Source organism: Desulforamulus profundi, assembly GCF_002607855.1.
In genome coordinates this window covers 103,116-119,202 of record NZ_AWQQ01000091.1, presented here as the reverse complement: position 1 = coordinate 119,202, position 16,087 = coordinate 103,116, and the positions used below count along the sequence as shown (strand labels likewise).

10 protein-coding genes and 5 pseudogenes are annotated in these 16,087 nt (G+C 50.5%); 14 read left to right on the top strand and 1 reads right to left on the bottom strand.

The features are described 5' to 3' along the window. Positions 1-25: 25 nt before the first annotated feature. From xerD to P378_RS14590, 12 genes and pseudogenes are all read left to right on the top strand, one after another. Positions 26-915: pseudogene (gene xerD / locus P378_RS14645) on the top strand (site-specific tyrosine recombinase XerD). A gap of 27 nt (positions 916-942) precedes the next feature. Continuing rightward, positions 943-2,124, top strand: coding sequence for a phosphopentomutase (locus tag P378_RS14640; protein WP_099083763.1), 1,182 nt, complete (start codon positions 943-945; stop codon positions 2,122-2,124). Between the two features lie 28 nt (positions 2,125-2,152). After that, positions 2,153-3,483, top strand: a pseudogene (locus P378_RS14635) (pyrimidine-nucleoside phosphorylase). 489 nt (positions 3,484-3,972) lie between these two features. Next, a complete protein-coding gene (locus tag P378_RS14630) occupies positions 3,973-5,226 on the top strand; it encodes a D-alanyl-D-alanine carboxypeptidase family protein (RefSeq protein ID WP_099083762.1) in 1,254 nt (417 codons plus the stop codon). Between the two features lie 132 nt (positions 5,227-5,358). Further along, positions 5,359-5,697 (top strand): anti-sigma F factor antagonist, encoded by a 339-nt coding sequence (gene spoIIAA, locus P378_RS14625; RefSeq protein ID WP_099083761.1) that lies wholly within the window; start codon positions 5,359-5,361, stop codon positions 5,695-5,697. 14 nt (positions 5,698-5,711) lie between these two features. Beyond that, positions 5,712-6,158, top strand: a complete 447-nt coding sequence (gene spoIIAB / locus P378_RS14620) for an anti-sigma F factor (protein WP_099083760.1) — start codon at positions 5,712-5,714, stop codon at positions 6,156-6,158. A gap of 18 nt (positions 6,159-6,176) precedes the next feature. Beyond that, a complete protein-coding gene (sigF, locus tag P378_RS14615) occupies positions 6,177-6,959 on the top strand; it encodes an RNA polymerase sporulation sigma factor SigF (RefSeq protein WP_099083759.1) in 783 nt (260 codons plus the stop codon). Between the two features lie 616 nt (positions 6,960-7,575). Beyond that, positions 7,576-8,032: pseudogene (gene spoVAC, locus P378_RS14610) on the top strand (stage V sporulation protein AC). A 17-nt stretch (positions 8,033-8,049) separates the two neighbouring features. Continuing rightward, entirely contained in the window at positions 8,050-9,063 is a 1,014-nt protein-coding gene (gene spoVAD, locus P378_RS14605; RefSeq protein ID WP_099083758.1) for a stage V sporulation protein AD, read from the top strand. Positions 9,064-9,075: 12 nt separating this feature from the next. Then, entirely contained in the window at positions 9,076-9,429 is a 354-nt protein-coding gene (gene spoVAE / locus P378_RS14600) for a stage V sporulation protein AE (protein ID WP_099083757.1), read from the top strand. An 8-nt stretch (positions 9,430-9,437) separates the two neighbouring features. Continuing rightward, positions 9,438-10,013, top strand: coding sequence for a stage V sporulation protein SpoVABEA (gene spoVAEA, locus P378_RS14595; protein WP_099083756.1), 576 nt, complete (start codon positions 9,438-9,440; stop codon positions 10,011-10,013). Beyond that, a pseudogene (locus tag P378_RS14590) lies at positions 9,995-11,526 on the top strand (spore germination protein). Before spoVAEA ends, P378_RS14590 begins: the two are co-directional and overlap by 19 nt. 128 nt (positions 11,527-11,654) lie before the next feature. Here P378_RS14590 and mobA read toward each other — a convergent pair. Continuing rightward, positions 11,655-12,176, bottom strand: a complete 522-nt coding sequence (gene mobA / locus P378_RS14585) for a molybdenum cofactor guanylyltransferase (RefSeq protein ID WP_238473269.1) — start codon at positions 12,174-12,176, stop codon at positions 11,655-11,657. Positions 12,177-12,649: 473 nt separating this feature from the next. Here mobA and tatA point away from each other — a divergent pair, with 473 nt between their 5' ends. Together tatA and fdnG are read left to right on the top strand one after the other, a co-directional pair. Beyond that, the gene (gene tatA / locus P378_RS14580; RefSeq protein ID WP_099083755.1) at positions 12,650-12,901 is read left to right on the top strand and encodes a twin-arginine translocase TatA/TatE family subunit; all 252 of its coding nucleotides are present in this window, start codon (positions 12,650-12,652) and stop codon (positions 12,899-12,901) included. A gap of 49 nt (positions 12,902-12,950) precedes the next feature. Next, a pseudogene (fdnG, locus tag P378_RS14570) lies at positions 12,951-16,069 on the top strand (formate dehydrogenase-N subunit alpha). Positions 16,070-16,087 lie beyond the last annotated feature (18 nt).

The window sequence follows — 16,087 nt, the reverse complement described above, 5'->3', positions numbered from 1 at the left end:
ACTTTTTATGTTAAGGAGGAGGAGAATGGAACGCTGGTTGGAAGAATTCATCCATTACCTGGCAGTTGAGAGGGGTCTGGCCCAAAATACCTTAGCTCCTACCGAATAGACCTCAGCCAGTATCTGATGCACCTACGAAAACAAGGGATTACTTCCCTGTCACAGACAGACCGGAACCAGATTTTGTCGCATCTTTATAAAATACAAAAGGAGGGGAAGGCACCTGCCACCATCTCCCGGCATCTGGCAGCTCTCAAGCATTTCTATCGTTTTTTGCTGGCCGACGGGGTGATTTCGGAAGATCATACCACCAGCCTGGAATCTCCTAAGCTGGCCCAGCGGCTTCCCCAGGTGCTCTCAACCACTGAAGTGGAAACCCTGCTAAGCCAACCGCAGTTGGCGGATCCTGTCGGGATCAGGGATAAAGCAATGCTGGAACTAATTTATGCCACCGGCATCCGGGTTTCTGAATTGGTATCCCTGAACCTGCAGGATGTAGAGCTGGATATGGGGTACATTCGCTGCTTCGGCAAGGGGTCCAAGGAACGCATCATCCCTTTTGGTTCGGTGGCGGTGCGCTATGTGCGGGAATACCTGTCCAGATCGAGGGTCAAACTAACCAAAGGAAAAACCGAACACCCGGCACTCTTTGTCAATGTGCAGGGGAAAAGATTGACCCGGCAGGGTTTTTGGAAGATTATCAAAAAATATGCCCGGGAAGGGAAAATCGATAAACCGATCACACCTCATACGTTAAGGCACTCCTTTGCCACTCACCTGTTGGAAAACGGAGCAGACCTACGGGCGGTGCAGGAAATGTTGGGCCATGCGGATATTTCCACCACCCAGATTTATACTCACCTGACGAAAATCCGGCTGAGAGAGGTTTACACCAACGCCCACCCGAGAGCTTGAGAGACCATTGCATAAGGGGTGATCCTGTTGAGTCAAAGAAAAGTGAACAGAGTAACATTGATCGTCTTAGACAGTGTGGGAATCGGAGAATTACCGGACGCCTGTGATTACGGGGATCAAGGGTGCAACACACTGGCCAACGTAGCCAAGACAGTAAAGGAATTAAAGCTTCCCAACCTGGGCCGGTTAGGACTGGGCAATATCCATCCCATTGAGGGAGTCCCGCCGGCTGCCGAGCCCCTGGGAGCCTATGGCAAAATGGCTGAAAAATCCAAGGGCAAAGACACCACCACAGGGCACTGGGAACTGGCCGGCATTATCCTGGAAAACCCCTTTCCCACCTATCCCCAGGGATTTCCCCCGGAAATTATTGCGGAATTTGAAAAAAGAATTGACCGCAAGTCGCTGGGCAATGTGGTGGCTTCCGGCACCCAAATCATTGAGGAATTGGGAAAGGAACATATGGCCACCGGTTTTCCCATTGTGTACACCTCGGCAGACAGTGTGTTCCAGGTGGCGGCCCATGAAGAAATTATTCCCCTGGAGGAATTGTACCGGATTTGTCAAATTGCCCGGGAACTGCTGGACGGTGAGCACCGGGTGGGCCGGGTCATTGCCCGCCCCTTTGTGGGACAGCCCGGTTCCTTCAAGCGGACCGCCAACCGGCATGACTATGCGGTGCCCCCGCCAACTCCCAATATTCTTACGGTCCTCCAGGAGGCCGGCATTAAGACCATGGGTGTGGGCAAAATTTACGACATTTTTGCCGGAGTCGGCATTTCCGAGTCTGTTAAAGCCAAAGACAACATGGACGGTGTGGACCAAACCATTAAATTAATGCAAAACTCCCGGCAGGGCCTGATTTTTGCCAACCTGGTGGAATATGATTCGGTTTACGGGCACCGCAACGATCCGGTGGGTTACGCCAGGGCGCTGGAGGAATTTGATCAAAGGCTGCCTCAAATTATGCAGGCCATGCTGCCGGACGAGGTATTAATTCTTACAGCCGATCACGGCTGCGATCCCACCACCGACAGCACCGACCACAGCCGGGAATATGTTCCCCTGCTGGTGTACGGCAAACCGGTGAAGTGCGGCGTTGACCTGGGTGTCCGGGCGTCTTTCAGTGATGTGGCGGCCACCCTGGCGGATTTCTTCGGCCTGCCCTTTAAGGTCGGGTCAAGCTTTGCTGCCGAAGTATTACTTTAAAGGAAGGTAGAAGAGAGGGATTTATTCTATGCGCATGGTGGATATCATTCTTAAGAAAAGACGGGGACAAGAACTGAGCACAGAAGAAATAAACTTCTTTATCGAGGTTATACCAGGGAAAACATACCGGATTACCAGGCCGCTGCCTTCCTGATGGCGGCCTTTTTTCAGGGCTTAACCCCCCGGGAAACCGGGGATTTAACCATGGCCATGGCCCGTTCCGGGGACCAGGCAGATTTGTCTGCCATACCGGGCATTAAAGTGGACAAACATTCTACAGGCGGGGTGGGCGATAAAACCACACTGGTACTGGGACCGCTGGTGGCAGCCGCAGGCGTCCCGGTGGCAAAAATGTCCGGCCGGGGGCTGGGCCATACCGGCGGCACCATTGATAAGCTGGAGTCTATCCCGGGCTTTCAGGTGGCCATGGACAACAGGAGCTTTTTGGCACAGGTAAACAGGGTAAAGCTGGCGGTGGTAGCCCAAACCGGGCACCTGGCCCCGGCGGATAAAAAACTTTATGCCCTGCGCGATGTCACCGCTACGGTGGACAGCATTCCTTTCATTGCAGCTTCGGTCATGAGCAAAAAAATTGCTGCCGGGGCGGATGCCATTGTGCTGGATGTGAAGGTGGGCAGTGGGGCCTTTATGAAATACCCCGAGGAGGCCTTTACCCTGGCCGGGACCATGGTGGACATCGGAACCCGGGTGGGGCGGCAAACCGTCGCCCTGGTCACCGACATGGACCAGCCCCTGGGTTACGCCGTCGGCAATGCGCTGGAAGTCAGGGAGGCCATTGATACACTCAAGGGTGAAGGTCCCCGGGACTTGCGCGAGCTATGTCTTACGTTAGGTACTGAAATGATCCTGCTGGCCGGTATTGAAAAGAACCTGGCAGCTGCCCGCAGCCGTCTGGAGCAGGTGCTTGACAGCGGCTTGGCCCTGGAAAAGTTCAGGGAGTTCATCACGGCCCAGGGCGGTAATCCCGAGGCTATCGAGCGGTATGACCGGTTGCCCCTTGCTCCCGTTGCTGTTACCGTTACTGCCGACGCTGGTGGCTACGTGACAGGAATTCAGGCTGAACAGGTGGGCCTGGCAGCCATGTCCCTGGGCGCCGGACGTGCCACCAAAGACTCGGTCATTGATTTGTCCGTTGGCGTGGTGCTTAATAAAAAAATCGGAGACAGAGTTGAAACCGGTGGCCCGTTGTTTGAAATATACGCTAAAAATAAAGAAAGTGCTGCCCGGGCAGAGGAGATCATCCGGCAAGCTTACAGCATCGGCAAGGAATTGCCGGCCCGGGGAAATCTTATACTGGGGAAAGTAACAAAAGAAGAGGTATTCAAATACCAAGGCTAAACCAATTCAAATCGGGGACGGTTCTTGACTTGAATTTACAAGATTGAATTCAAGTCAAGAACCGTCCCCGATTTGAATTGTCCCCTGTTTGTTTAATCAATAAAAACGATTTATATTGCCAATACTATTCATAAAAATTATGGAGGGGTATAAATGTTTGATCTGACTCCTTTTAGAAATTGATATTCATTAGAATCGAAGACCTTGATCTATTATCAGGGTCTTTTTTTTAGGGTTGAACAATAAAAAAGGTGAGCATGACCAGTCCTAGCCCATAAATAAGTCAACCCTGGGGTCAGGCCCAATTTATTGACTTATGTGCTTAATAAGTCAATAAATTGGGCCTGACCCCGGAGTTGCACCCCAGAGTTGTTAGTTAGAACAGGAATTTTTCCAAAAACTCCCTCCCCCTTTTACAGCATATAACACCGCCAAAAGATAACAATAATAGGGAGCAGATGAAAAGAGAACCTTGGAGGGGGAAAATCAATGAAACGGAAGTCCAAAACAATCCTAATTACATTAGTATGCCTGCTTTTATCCTTAACCCTTTGTTTATCTGCTGCTCTGGCAGTGCCGGCAGCTCAAAACCCGGCGGAAACCCGGCAAAGCGAGAGGAACCAGGGGCCAAAGCCGGTTCCCAAAGCCGGTGCAGGAGATAAGTCGTCCTCTTCGGCCCAACTGGAAACCACTGCAGAAACTGCTGTTTTGATGGATTACAGTTCCGGGCAAATTTTATTTGACAAAAACATGCACCAGTCCCGGCCTATGGCCAGCGTCACCAAGTTGATGACCATGCTGCTGATCTGCGAGGCAGAGGCCCAGGGCAAAATTAAAATGACCGATAAAGTGGTGGCCAGCGAGCATGCCGCTGGCATGGGCGGTTCGCAAATTTTCCTGGAGCCCGGCGAAGAAATGACAGCCAAAGAAATGCTGATTTCCATTGCTACCGGTTCCGCCAATGATGCCAGCGTTGCCATGGCCGAGCAGGTTGCCGGTTCGGAAGAAGCCTTTGTGGCGATGATGAATGACAAGGTTAAAGAACTGGGCTTAAAAAATACGCATTTTGCCAATCCCACCGGTTTGCCGGCGGACAATCACTATACATCTGCTTATGATATGGCCCAAATCCTGCGTGAATGTTTGCGGTATCCTTTATTTCGGGAAGTCTCCGCCATTTATGAATATGACCTGCGGGGCGGGGAATTCAAGCTGTGGAACACCAACAAGCTCTTGAAATGGTATCCCGGAGCAGATGCCGGCAAAACCGGTTGGACCAACGAAGCCAGTTATTGTTTGGCTGCATCGGCCAAACGGGATGGTTTGCGTCTTATCTCGGTGGTACTGGGCTGCCCCATGCCGCGTACTCATTTCCAGGAAACCATCAAGCTGTTTAACTACGGCTTTGCCCGGTACAAAGCAGTGAACCTGGCCGAAGCGGGACAGGTGGTCAGGGAAATTGAGGTAGGCAAAGGGGAAATTGATAAAGTAAAAGTCATTACCAAAGACCCGGTTGGCCTGGTTGTCCCCAAAGGACAAGAGAAAACCGTACAGGGTAAAATCAACCTGCCGGACATGCTGGACGCCCCGGTTAAAAAGGGACAGATCATCGGTAACTACGTCTTGACCAAAGACGGTCAGGAAATCTTGAAGGTGGATCTGGTGGCTGCCCGGGATGTCAAGAAAGCCTCGCCCCTGCAGTTGTTAAATGATATGCTGGACAGAGTTTACAGCCTGGATTAATTCGAAAAAGCAGCCGTAACCATACGGCTGCTTTTTCGACATTCATTTTGGAAAAATTTAGCAGGATTTTCTCCCGCAAAAGTAGAAACTTGACACTGGTAACAAGATTTTGGGGAAGGAGAGACTGGCGGGATGCACGTGGACATGGAGTATCAACAGGATACCTTGCTAGTCCGCCTGGGAGGGGAACTGGACCTGGGCGTGGCGGATAAATTGCGCAAAGCTTTAGATAGTCAACTGGCGGAAAAGAAAACCAAATATTTAATCTTAAACTTATCTCGGGTTACCTTTATTGACAGTTCCGGATTAGGCGTCATCCTGGGTCGTTACAAGCGCCTGGTCCATTCCGGGGGTAAAGTCATTCTGGTGGGGGCACAGCCGCAGGTAAAAAGAATCTTGGAGCTCTCAGGTCTCCTGCAAATCATGGAAGATTGCCCGGACGAAAACAAAGCCCTCAGCAAGATCGTTTAAAAGGAGTGGTCATGGTGAAGATTATCAACCGGTGTACCATAGAGTTTGCCAGCATTCCGGAAAATGTGGCCTTTGCCCGGGTAGCTGTGGCAGCCTTCGCCTCACAGTTGGACTGCACCTTACCGGAATTGGAAGAAATTAAAGTGGCGGTTTCCGAAGCGGTGGGCAATGCCATCATTCACGGCTACCGCAATAAACCGGATAAAACGGTGCGTGTCATCGTCACCATTTACAAAGAGGGTTTGGAAATCAGGGTGGAAGACTGTGGTACCGGCATCGCCGATATCGACCTGGCCATGCAGCCGGCCTATTCCACCGACCCTGAACGAATGGGCCTGGGGTTTGTTTTTATGCAATCCTTCAGCGACCGCCTGCAGGTGGATTCGTCTCCGGGGCAGGGTACCACGGTGACCATGTTTAAACAAATCGGGCTGCGTGGCGCCAAGGCACGGGCAAATTAAGAAAAGGCGGGGTTGCCCATGAGCTCAACCAGGCTTTTAGAAATGAACCTTCCCCGCTTCCCCCTGCTTGGGGATAAGGAAATGAGGGATTTGCTGAAAAAGGCCCAGGCCGGAGATACGGATGCCCGGGAAAGATTGGTAAACTGTAATTTAAAACTGGTCTTCAACCTGGTACAGAGGTTTAACAACCGGGGTTACGAGCTGGAGGACCTGTTTCAAATCGGCTGTATCGGTTTAATGAAGGCCATTGACAAATTTGACTTGTCCTATGACGTAAAGTTTTCCACCTATGCGGTGCCCATGATTGTGGGTGAAATACGACGTTTTCTGAGGGATGACAGCCCGGTAAAAGTAAGCCGCTCCCTGAAGGAAACGGCCTACAAAATTCAACAGACCCGGGACCGGCTGACAGCCAGGTTGGGACGGGAACCTTCCATCAATGAAATCGCCGATGAACTGAGCTTTAGCCGGGAAGAAGTGGTCAATGCCCTGGAAGCGGCCCAAACGCCCACCTCCATCTACGAAACACTGCATCAGGATGACGGGGACCCCATTTATATTTTGGACCAGTTAAGCGGCGACGAGGACGGGGACTCCCCCTGGCTGGAGAAACTGGCAGTCAAGCAGCTGCTGATTGAACTTCCCGAACGGGACCGACAAATCCTGCTCTGGCGATTTTTTGAAGACAAAACCCAGTCTGAAGTGGCCCTCCGCCTGGGACTTTCCCAGGTGCAAGTGTCCCGGCTGGAGCGTCAGGCCCTGAGAAAACTAAAAGAATTAATGCTGCAAACCGGCAGTTGAACAAGGAATTCGGTCACAGTGACCGGATTTTTTGTTTCCGGAAGTATACATAGACTTTCAGAGTTCGACAAAAACGATAATTAAAAGGCTTATCGGTCGAATAATGGCCCAATCTGTTCTGGTAAAGTAGAATACCAAAATTTGTTTCTATGTCAATGCCGTGGCCCCCGGATTCATTGTCACCGATATGACCGCCAAAGTGCCTGAAAAGATCCTGGATCTGATGAAGGAAAAAACACCCCGATATTAAGTTCTCTGACATTCAAGTGGGTGACCAGGCTTCCCTATCCAAACCATTTCCGAATACGATGTGCCGGTGTGACCGGTGATTTCAACCCGGCAGGACGGTGTGGTTGTGCTGGACGGCCAGGCGACGGTTATGAAGAAGCTCATGTAACAACGATTATTAAGCCCATCATTGAAAGACCCTTGAGAAGCCCTTAGGGATTCTTAAGGGCCTTTTAGTTTGGTTAATAGACTCTGGTTGAATTCACAGGCCTAAAGCATAAATCCCGGCATAAGACACATAATACCGTTAGGTTTGTAATTTAAAACCAGGGACACCGGCACAGGTGCCCCTAAAAACTATTAAAAGGTGGTGTGGAATGACTGAAAAATGAAATCCCCCGATCCTTTCGAGCGGCAGAAAAAGGAATATAAAAAACTGGTCCAACAAGTAAAGCCCAAACCCACGGTGTTGAAAAACGGCATTATGGCCTTTCTGGTGGGTGGAGCCATCTGTGCCGCCGGGCAGCTTTTAACAAATTATTTTAAGGTCCAGGGATTGGCAACTCAGGACGCCGGGTTGGCCACCTCTGCTGTTCTGGTTTTTCTGGCAGCTTTTTTACGGGGTTGGGCATTTATGATGAAATCGCCAAATACGCCGGGGCGGGTACCATTGTTCCTATCACGGGATTCGCCAACTCGATGGTTGCGCCGGCCATGGAGTTTCGCAGTGAAGGAATGGTCTTCGGGGTGGGAGCCGGTTATTTACCATCGCCGGTCCGGTGCTGGTCTTTGGTATTGTCTCTGCCTGGTTGGCGGGACTGGTTGCCTATATCATTTCACGTTAACAAAGGGGGTTTCAGGCATCAAAGCAGTGAAAAAAATCGGACAGCAGACCATTGCTTTTACCAACCCCCCGGTTATTATCGCTGCCGCCTGTATAGCGGGGCCCAAGGAAGGCAAGGGTCCGCTGAAAGACTCTTTTGATAAAGTCCTGGAGGACATATACTACGGCGAAAAGACCTGGGAAAAGGCTGAACAAAGGATCTTTCAGGAAACCATGGAACTGGCCCTGGAAAAAGCAAATCTTAAAACCGGTGATATTGATTTTATGCTGGCCGGTGACCTGACCAATCAAATCATCGCCGCCAATTTTACTGCCAGGAGCCTGGCCATTCCCTTTATCGGTCTTTACGGGGCGTGTTCCACCATGTACGAAGGGCTGGCCCTGGGCAGCATGTTGATTGACGGGGGATTTGCCCGGTATGTTCTGGTGGGAGCCTCCAGTCACTATGCCACAGCTGAAAGGCAGTTTCGGTTCCCTACCGAACAGGGGGTTCAAAGAGCCATGTCGGCACAATGGACTGTAACCGGCTCCGGCGCCATTGTACTGGGATCGGAGGGCCAGGGGACGAGAATCACCCATGCCACCGTTGGCAGGGTCGTTGACTTTGGTGAAGGCGACGCCAGTGATATGGGGGCAGCCATGGCCCCTGCTGCCGCAGACACCCTACTGCAGCATTTCAGGGATACGGGTAGATCCCCCGGGGATTATGACCTGATTGCCACCGGGGACCTGGGAAAATACGGCCGGCAGTTGGTGATTAAGCTAACTGAGCAGCAGGCGCCGGCCCTTTCCGACCGTTACACCGACTGCGGAGTGTTGATCTTTGATGAAAGCCAGGACACCCATGCCGGGGGCAGTGGCTGTGGCTGCTCGGCGGTGGTCACCTGCGGTCATATACTGGATCAAATCAATCAGGGAAGGATCAAAAGGTTTCTGGGCGTCGGCACAGGAGCGCTGCTGTCTCCCTGCAGCTGCCAGCAAGGGGAGTCCATTCCCGGCATTGGACATGCTGTTGCCATGGAAGCAGGCTAAGGAGGGGAAAGGATGCTGTTGAAGGCCTTCCTGGTAGGGGGGACCATCTGTTTAATCGGGCAGCTTCTTATGGATTTAACCAGCCATAAAATCACCCCCGGGCATATCCTGGTTGGTTTTGTCACCGCCGGGGTCGTGATCAGTTCCCTGGGCTATTACCAGCCCCTGGTGGACTTTGCCGGCGCCGGAGCCACTGTGCCCCTGACCGGTTTTGGTCACCTGCTGGCCCAGGGCGCCATCGAAGAAGCCCGCAGAGCCGGCATTTTAGGGGTCTTCAAGGGAGCATTAAGTGCTGCAGCCGGCGGCATTACAGCGGCGGTGGTATTTGGTTACCTGGCGGCCCTGGCATTTAAACCAAAGGGGTAGGTGGTTAGATGACCCAAAAAAGAAACGTTATTATTGTAACGGACGGGGACCAGATCGCCCGCCGGACCCTGGAGGTGGCCGCCAGAAACATCGGAGCCAGGTGCATCTCCATGTCAGCGGCGAACCCGTCCCGCATGAACGGTCAGCAATTGGTGGAGTTAATCAAGGCCGCAGCCCATGACCCAGTCATCGTGATGTTTGATGACAAAGGATCGGCAGGCCAGGGCAAGGGCGAAAGGGCCATGCTGGAGGTTTACAACAGCCCGGACATCAATATCCTGGGAGTACTGGCTGTGGCGTCAAATACAAACTGCATGGACGGGGCCAGGGTGGACCTGTCGGTAACCGATGCCGGTGCCATTGTGAAAAGACCGGTGAATAAGGACGGCAAAACAACCAGGAGCCATGAACTCCGGGGGGATACGGTGGAGATTATTAACGACCTAGAGGTTCCGGTGGTGGGCATCGGAGACATCGGCAAGATGAACGGGGCGGATGATTATCATTACGGGGCCCCTGTAACCACCCAGGCTTTGCAGGCAATCATAGAAAGGAGTGGTTTTCGGTGGGAACAGCAACAGTAGAGAAAGAAGCTCCAAAGGTATCTGCCAACCTGGAGAGAAACATTGCTTACTTAAACAGTACCCTGGGCTATGGCAAAAGTTTTGACATCGTATTAAGGCGCTTTAACGTTGCCGGTAAAGAAATTGCTATTTACTTTGTCAACGGGTTTGTAAAAGATGAAGTAATGGCACTGATTTTACGCAATTTGGATGAGCTAAAAAGGGGTGAAGTGAGTCCCAACAGCTTGAAGAAGCTGTTCAACGAGCACATCAATCATATCCAGGCGGAGGTGGTTGATGACCTGGAAAAGGTCATTGACCAGGTATTGAGCGGTCCTCTGGCGTTGCTGATCGAAGGGGAGGAGCAGGCGTTAATCATTGATTTGCGGGTGTATCCTTCCCGTGCACCCCAGGAGCCGGATTTGGAAAAAGTTGTGCGAGGACCCAGGGACGGGTTCGTGGAAACCGTGTTGATAAACACGCTTCTGATCAGGCGACGGTTAAGGGACCCCCGGCTGCGCAACGAAATAATGCAGGTAGGAACCCGTTCTAAAACAGATGTTTGTATATCTTACATTGAAGATATTGCCAACCCGGAACTGGTGAAAAGAGTCAAAGAAAAACTGCAAAAGGTAAAGATTGACGGCATTCCCATGGCGGAAAAGGCCATTGAGGAGCTGATTGAACCGGGCAAATACGGGCACCTGTTTCCCAAGGTCCGCTTTACCGAGCGCCCGGATGTGGCTGTTTCGCACCTGCTGGAAGGGCGAATTCTGGTGATGGTGGACACTTCCCCCAGCATCATCATTACACCCTGTACGTTATGGGATCACCTGCAGGCCGCGGAGGAATACCGGCAGGGTCCGCCGGTTGGGGTATACATTCGGTGGGTCAGATATATTGGTATCCTGATATCTCTGTTCTTGCTGCCCCTGTGGTTCCTGTTTGCGGTACAGCCGGAACTGCTTCCGCCGGCCCTAAGGTTTATCGGTCCCAATGAAACGGGGAGAGTTCCTCTCATCGTGCAGTTCCTGTTGGCCGAACTGGCCATCGACATGATCCGGTTGGCCACGATACATACCCCGTCCCCGCTGGCCACTTCCACCGGTATTATCGCGGCTATTTTAATCGGCGACGTAGCCATTACGGTAGGCCTGTTCAATGCGGAGGTGATTATGTATACCGCCATTGCCGCCGTAGCATCCTTTATGATTCCCAGTTATGAGATGAGCTGGGCTGTCAGAATTGTCCGGTTGTTCCTTTTACTGACTACCGCTGCCTTCCGGCTGCCTGGTTTGATCATTGCAACCCTGCTGGTGCTGGCTTATTTGGTTCGCACCAAATCCATGGGTATTCCTTATATGTGGCCGTTAATCCCCTTCAACGCCAAGGAAATGTTGGCGGTACTGGTCCGCCCGCCGGTATCTGTCAGGAATACCGACCGGCTATCCTCCGCCCCCAAGATGTGATGCGGCAGGCTACACCGGAACCCGCGCGCAAACCGGAAAACGGCAGGAAAGGGCGGGAGAAATAAAAATCTGGTATTGCCGCGGACTAAAAGGCAAAATACGAACAAACAAAAGAAAAAGTTTTTAGATTCAAAACAAAAAAGTCCTGCACAATTCGGCTGCAGAACTTTTCAAGAGTTTTACATCTTCATCTTTAGAGCCTGTTCGTAATCCTCCGGCGTATTAACATTAAAAAAACTTTATCCCAATGGTATTGCGGGTGTTTGTCAAAATCAAAATAACTTATGTTAACCCGTTCATAGAAAGACATGATTTTCGGCCGTTCCCTTTGCAAAGCATCTTCCACCGCAGGCAGGCAATCTTTTCGGTAGGCGGCGTGGAGAGGCTGTAAATAGTGGCCCAGCCGGGGCACCACAGCTTGATAAGCATCCAGGTTGGCCGTCAGTTCCCTGGCCAAACCGAGGTTGACGAAGGGCATGTCACAGGCCACAAAAAAAGCCCCACGGGAGGAGATGTGTGTAAGTCCGCTGTGAATCCCTGCCAGGGGCCCCTGATTGAGAAAAATATCACCATAAATGGGCAGGCCGAAATGAGAATACTGTTCGGGTTGATTGCTGATAATTAGCATTTCTTTAAAATGAGAAACCAGACGGTCAATAATAATCTGTATGATGGTCTTACCGCTTATTTCAAGCATCGCTTTGTTCGTTTTCATACGACTGCTGCTGCCACCTGCCAGGATTATTGCAGAGAAGGGGCTTTTGTTGTCCAATGATTACCACATCTTTCTAAATATTATTTGTAAGTTTAATAAAGAAACAATTAACTAAAAATTTTATTCGTAAAAAAATCTACAATAGTATAAAGATTAAGATAATAGAAGAACAACCTTAACAAATGTTAAAAATTTAACGCATGCACCTGTCCGTAGATAAACCAGTATTTTTAAATTGTTCGAAAAATATGTTATTATTATACTTGTATAATCATATTTTGGAAAGGAGGGTCTGTTAAGTAGAGGGCTTTCCTGACAGGAGATTGTTCACTGGATACCCAATAACTTACAAGTTTATTAAATTTTCAGACAGTAATTTATATTCATGTTGCCAAGCACCTTGATTGTTGGCATAATGGATACAGGCATAATTTAATATGGGGTGGCGTCTGACAGGGGTTGTTACCTTGTCTATGCCCAAAATACAACCATTGGAAAGGGGAGTGAACATCTTCTTCGAGGGACTTTTTCAACCAACTCACCTCATTCTTATCTTAATTGTGGTCCTGATTATCTTCGGACCCGGTAAGCTGCCTGAAGTGGGTAAAGCCATGGGCAAGACTGTAAGCGAATTCAGAAGGGCCACATCGGCCAGCTTTGAGCAGGAAGAGAAAAAAGAAAAAGATAAAGAAAAAGCTCAGGCTAAAGAAGAATCAGACAAATAGTCAACCCATACTAAAGAATCCCGGTTAAACCGAGGGGGTTAAAGGTTACATGAGAAAAATAAGCAGGCGCGATTTTTTAAAAAATCTTGGACTGGGGACAGCGGGACTGACCTTAGTGGCGAGCCCCGCTCTGGCTTCCGAGTCCCACGAAAAAATTACCGGAGAGAAATTACCCTCCAAAATCAGAAAAGTTAAGGAAACCTTCACCATCTGTGCCTTCTGCGGCTGCGGCTGCGGTATTATTCTGTATAGCAACAACGACAACAAAATTGTCTACTGCGAAGGAGATCCCGATCACCCGATCAATGAAGGATCCATCTGCTCCAAAGGTAATGCCATTATCGATACCTATAACACAATTGAAAAGGGTGGGAACCGCGTTATTAATAAACTGCGGGTAACCAAACCTCTTTACAGGGCCCCCGGCAGTACCAAATGGGAAGAAAAGAGCTGGGATTGGGCCCTTTCTGAGATTGCCAAGCGTATTAAGAAGACAAGGGATGCTTCATTTGAAGAGACAGATGACAAGGGTGTAACGGTCAACAGAACCACCGCCATTGCCACCTTTGGCAGCGCATCCCTGGATAATGAAGAAAACTACCTGCTTCACAAAATGTTTAGATCGTGGGGGCTCCTGAATATCGAGCACCACGCCCGCCTCTGACACTCCTCCACAGTAGCCGGTCTGGCTGCTTCTTTCGGACGGGGTGTAATGACCAACCACTTTATTGATTTTATCAACACCAATGTTTTCCTGATGATTGGTTCCAACTCGGCCGAAAACCACCCGCAGTCCATGAAGTGGGTTATGAAGGCCAAGGACAAGGGAGCCAAGCTGATTGTTGTGGATCCCAGACTTACCAAATCCGCAGGGCTGGCAGATCTTTTCGTACGTTTGCGTCCCGGTACCGACATGGCGTTCATTAACGGAATGATTAACTATATAATTGAAAACAATCTTTACTTTAAAGATTATGTAGTTAATTACACCAACGCAAGCTTCTTAGTAAATCCCGAATATAAATTTGAAGACGGTGTCTTTTCAGGCCTTGCCGAAAAAGACGGTAAGAAGACCTACGATACCAAGACCTGGCAGTACCAGATGGACGGCGACCCGGTGAAGGACGGCATCCGGGAAGAAGCAATTAAGAAGGATCCTACATTACAGGATCCTAACTGTGCTTTCCAAATCCTGAAGAAACACGTAAGCCGTTATGACCTGAAGACAGTTAGCCGGATTACCGGTACTTCCGAGGAAAATTTGAAAAAAGTCTACGACTTATATGGCTCCACCGGCAGACCGGATAAAGCCGGTAACGTAATCTATGCCATGGGTATCACCCAGCATACCTATGGTTCCCAGAACTGCCGGGCACTCTCTGTTTTACAGTTGATGCTTGGTAACATTGGTATTGCCGGCGGTGGTCTGAATGCCCAGCGCGGTGAGTCCAACGTGCAGGGTTCCACCGACTTTGCCATGCTGAACCACCTGCTGCCCGGTTACAACCCGATGATTTATGCCAGCAAGCACAGCAAGTTGCAGGATTATCTCGATAAGGACGTACCAAGACCAGTTACTGGTCCAACCGGGGCAAATTCCTCATCAGCATGTTAAAGGCCTGGTACGGTGACAAGGCCACCAAAGAAAACGATTTTCGTTTTGACTGGGTGCCCAAGCATGACGGCAAGAACCGCAGCCACATGGGTATTTTTGAACAAATGTCCCAGGGTAAGATTAAGGGTATGATTGCCTGGGGTCAAAACCCCGCCGTTGGCGGACCCTCCTCCTTCCAGGGACGCAAGGCCATGGAAAATTTGGATTGGTTGATCGCAGTGGACCTGTTCGAGACTGAAACTGCCGCTTTCTGGCACCGTCCCGAAGCTGATCCTGCCAAGATCAAGACCGAAGTATTCATGCTGCCCGCCGCCATGTCCTATGAAAAAGAAGGTACCGTCATTAACAGCGGTCGCTGGCTGCAGTTCCGTTACAAGGCTGTTAACCCGCCGGGCGAGGCCAAGAGTGACCTCTGGATTGCCGACAGGATGTTCAAGGCTGTCAAGAAAGAATACCAGAGCGGTGGCAAGTTCCCGGATCCCATTTTGAACATGGTCTGGAACTATGACATACCGGGCGAAGATGAACCCAACATTGAACAGGTGGCCATTGAGATTAACGGTTACGATGTAGCCACCAAAGAAGTCCTGCCCGGCTTTGCCAAACTTAAGGACGATGGTTCCACAGCCTGTGGCTGCTGGATTCACAGCGGTTACTGGGCGATGGATAAAGAGGCAGGCACCGTTGCTGCCAAGCGGAAACTGCTCAAAGACAAGTCCGGCTTGGGCTTATTCCCGCAGTTTGCCTTTGCCTGGCCGGCCAACCGCCGTATTGTTTATAACCGCTGCTCCGCAGACCCTGCCGGCAACCCCTGGAATCCGAATAAATCCCTTGTGAAGTGGGATGCTGCGGCAGGCAAATGGGTCACTGCGGATGTACCGGACTTTAAGGCGGCCGAACCGCCCAAGGATCCCAAAGATCCCAATGCCAAACCGACCCCTGTTCCTCCGGACAAAACCACTCCATATTTCATGTTGGAAGAGGGTCGTGCAAGACTGTTTGCTGTTAAGGGTGTCGTGGACGGACCTTTGCCGGAGCATTATGAACCAATTGAAAGCCCGATCCAAAATATCCTGTCCAAGCAGCAAAACATGCCTTTGGCCTCCAAATATAAAGGCGATTTCAGTAAAGTGGCTGAAACCGCCACTACCCAGTATCCCTATGTAGGTACCACTCACAGGGTAATCGAGCATTACCAGAGTGGCGCTGTCACCCGTAACTGCCCGACCTTAGCAGAAATTTCTGCTCATATGTTTGCCAACATCTCGCCGAAACTGGCCCAGAAAATCGGTGTTAAAACCGGTGATGATGTGGTGATTGAAACCATTCGTGGTTCCATCACCTGCAAAGTTGCTGTGTCCGGTGTCTGTGTGCCCATGACAGTGGATGGCAAGGAAATTGAAGTAATTGGTATGCCCTGGTGCTTTGGTTATCAAGGTATTGCCACCGGTGCCACTGCCAACGACCTGACACCCAGTGTAGGCGACCCGAATACCCATATTCCGGAGTACAAGGCCTTCTTGTGCAACATCAAGAAAGCCGGCAAACATTAATAAGAGCAGTGCTAATGG

Coding starts and splice junctions, on each gene's coding strand:
- tatA (WP_099083755.1), top strand. CDS start 12,650: ATGCCCAAAATACAACCATTGGAAAGGGGAGTGAACATCTTCTTCGAG.
- mobA (WP_238473269.1), bottom strand. CDS start 12,176: ATGAAAACGAACAAAGCGATGCTTGAAATAAGCGGTAAGACCATCATA.
- sigF (WP_099083759.1), top strand. CDS start 6,177: ATGAGCTCAACCAGGCTTTTAGAAATGAACCTTCCCCGCTTCCCCCTG.
- spoIIAA (WP_099083761.1), top strand. CDS start 5,359: ATGCACGTGGACATGGAGTATCAACAGGATACCTTGCTAGTCCGCCTG.
- P378_RS14630 (WP_099083762.1), top strand. CDS start 3,973: ATGAAACGGAAGTCCAAAACAATCCTAATTACATTAGTATGCCTGCTT.
- spoVAE (WP_099083757.1), top strand. CDS start 9,076: ATGCTGTTGAAGGCCTTCCTGGTAGGGGGGACCATCTGTTTAATCGGG.
- spoVAEA (WP_099083756.1), top strand. CDS start 9,438: ATGACCCAAAAAAGAAACGTTATTATTGTAACGGACGGGGACCAGATC.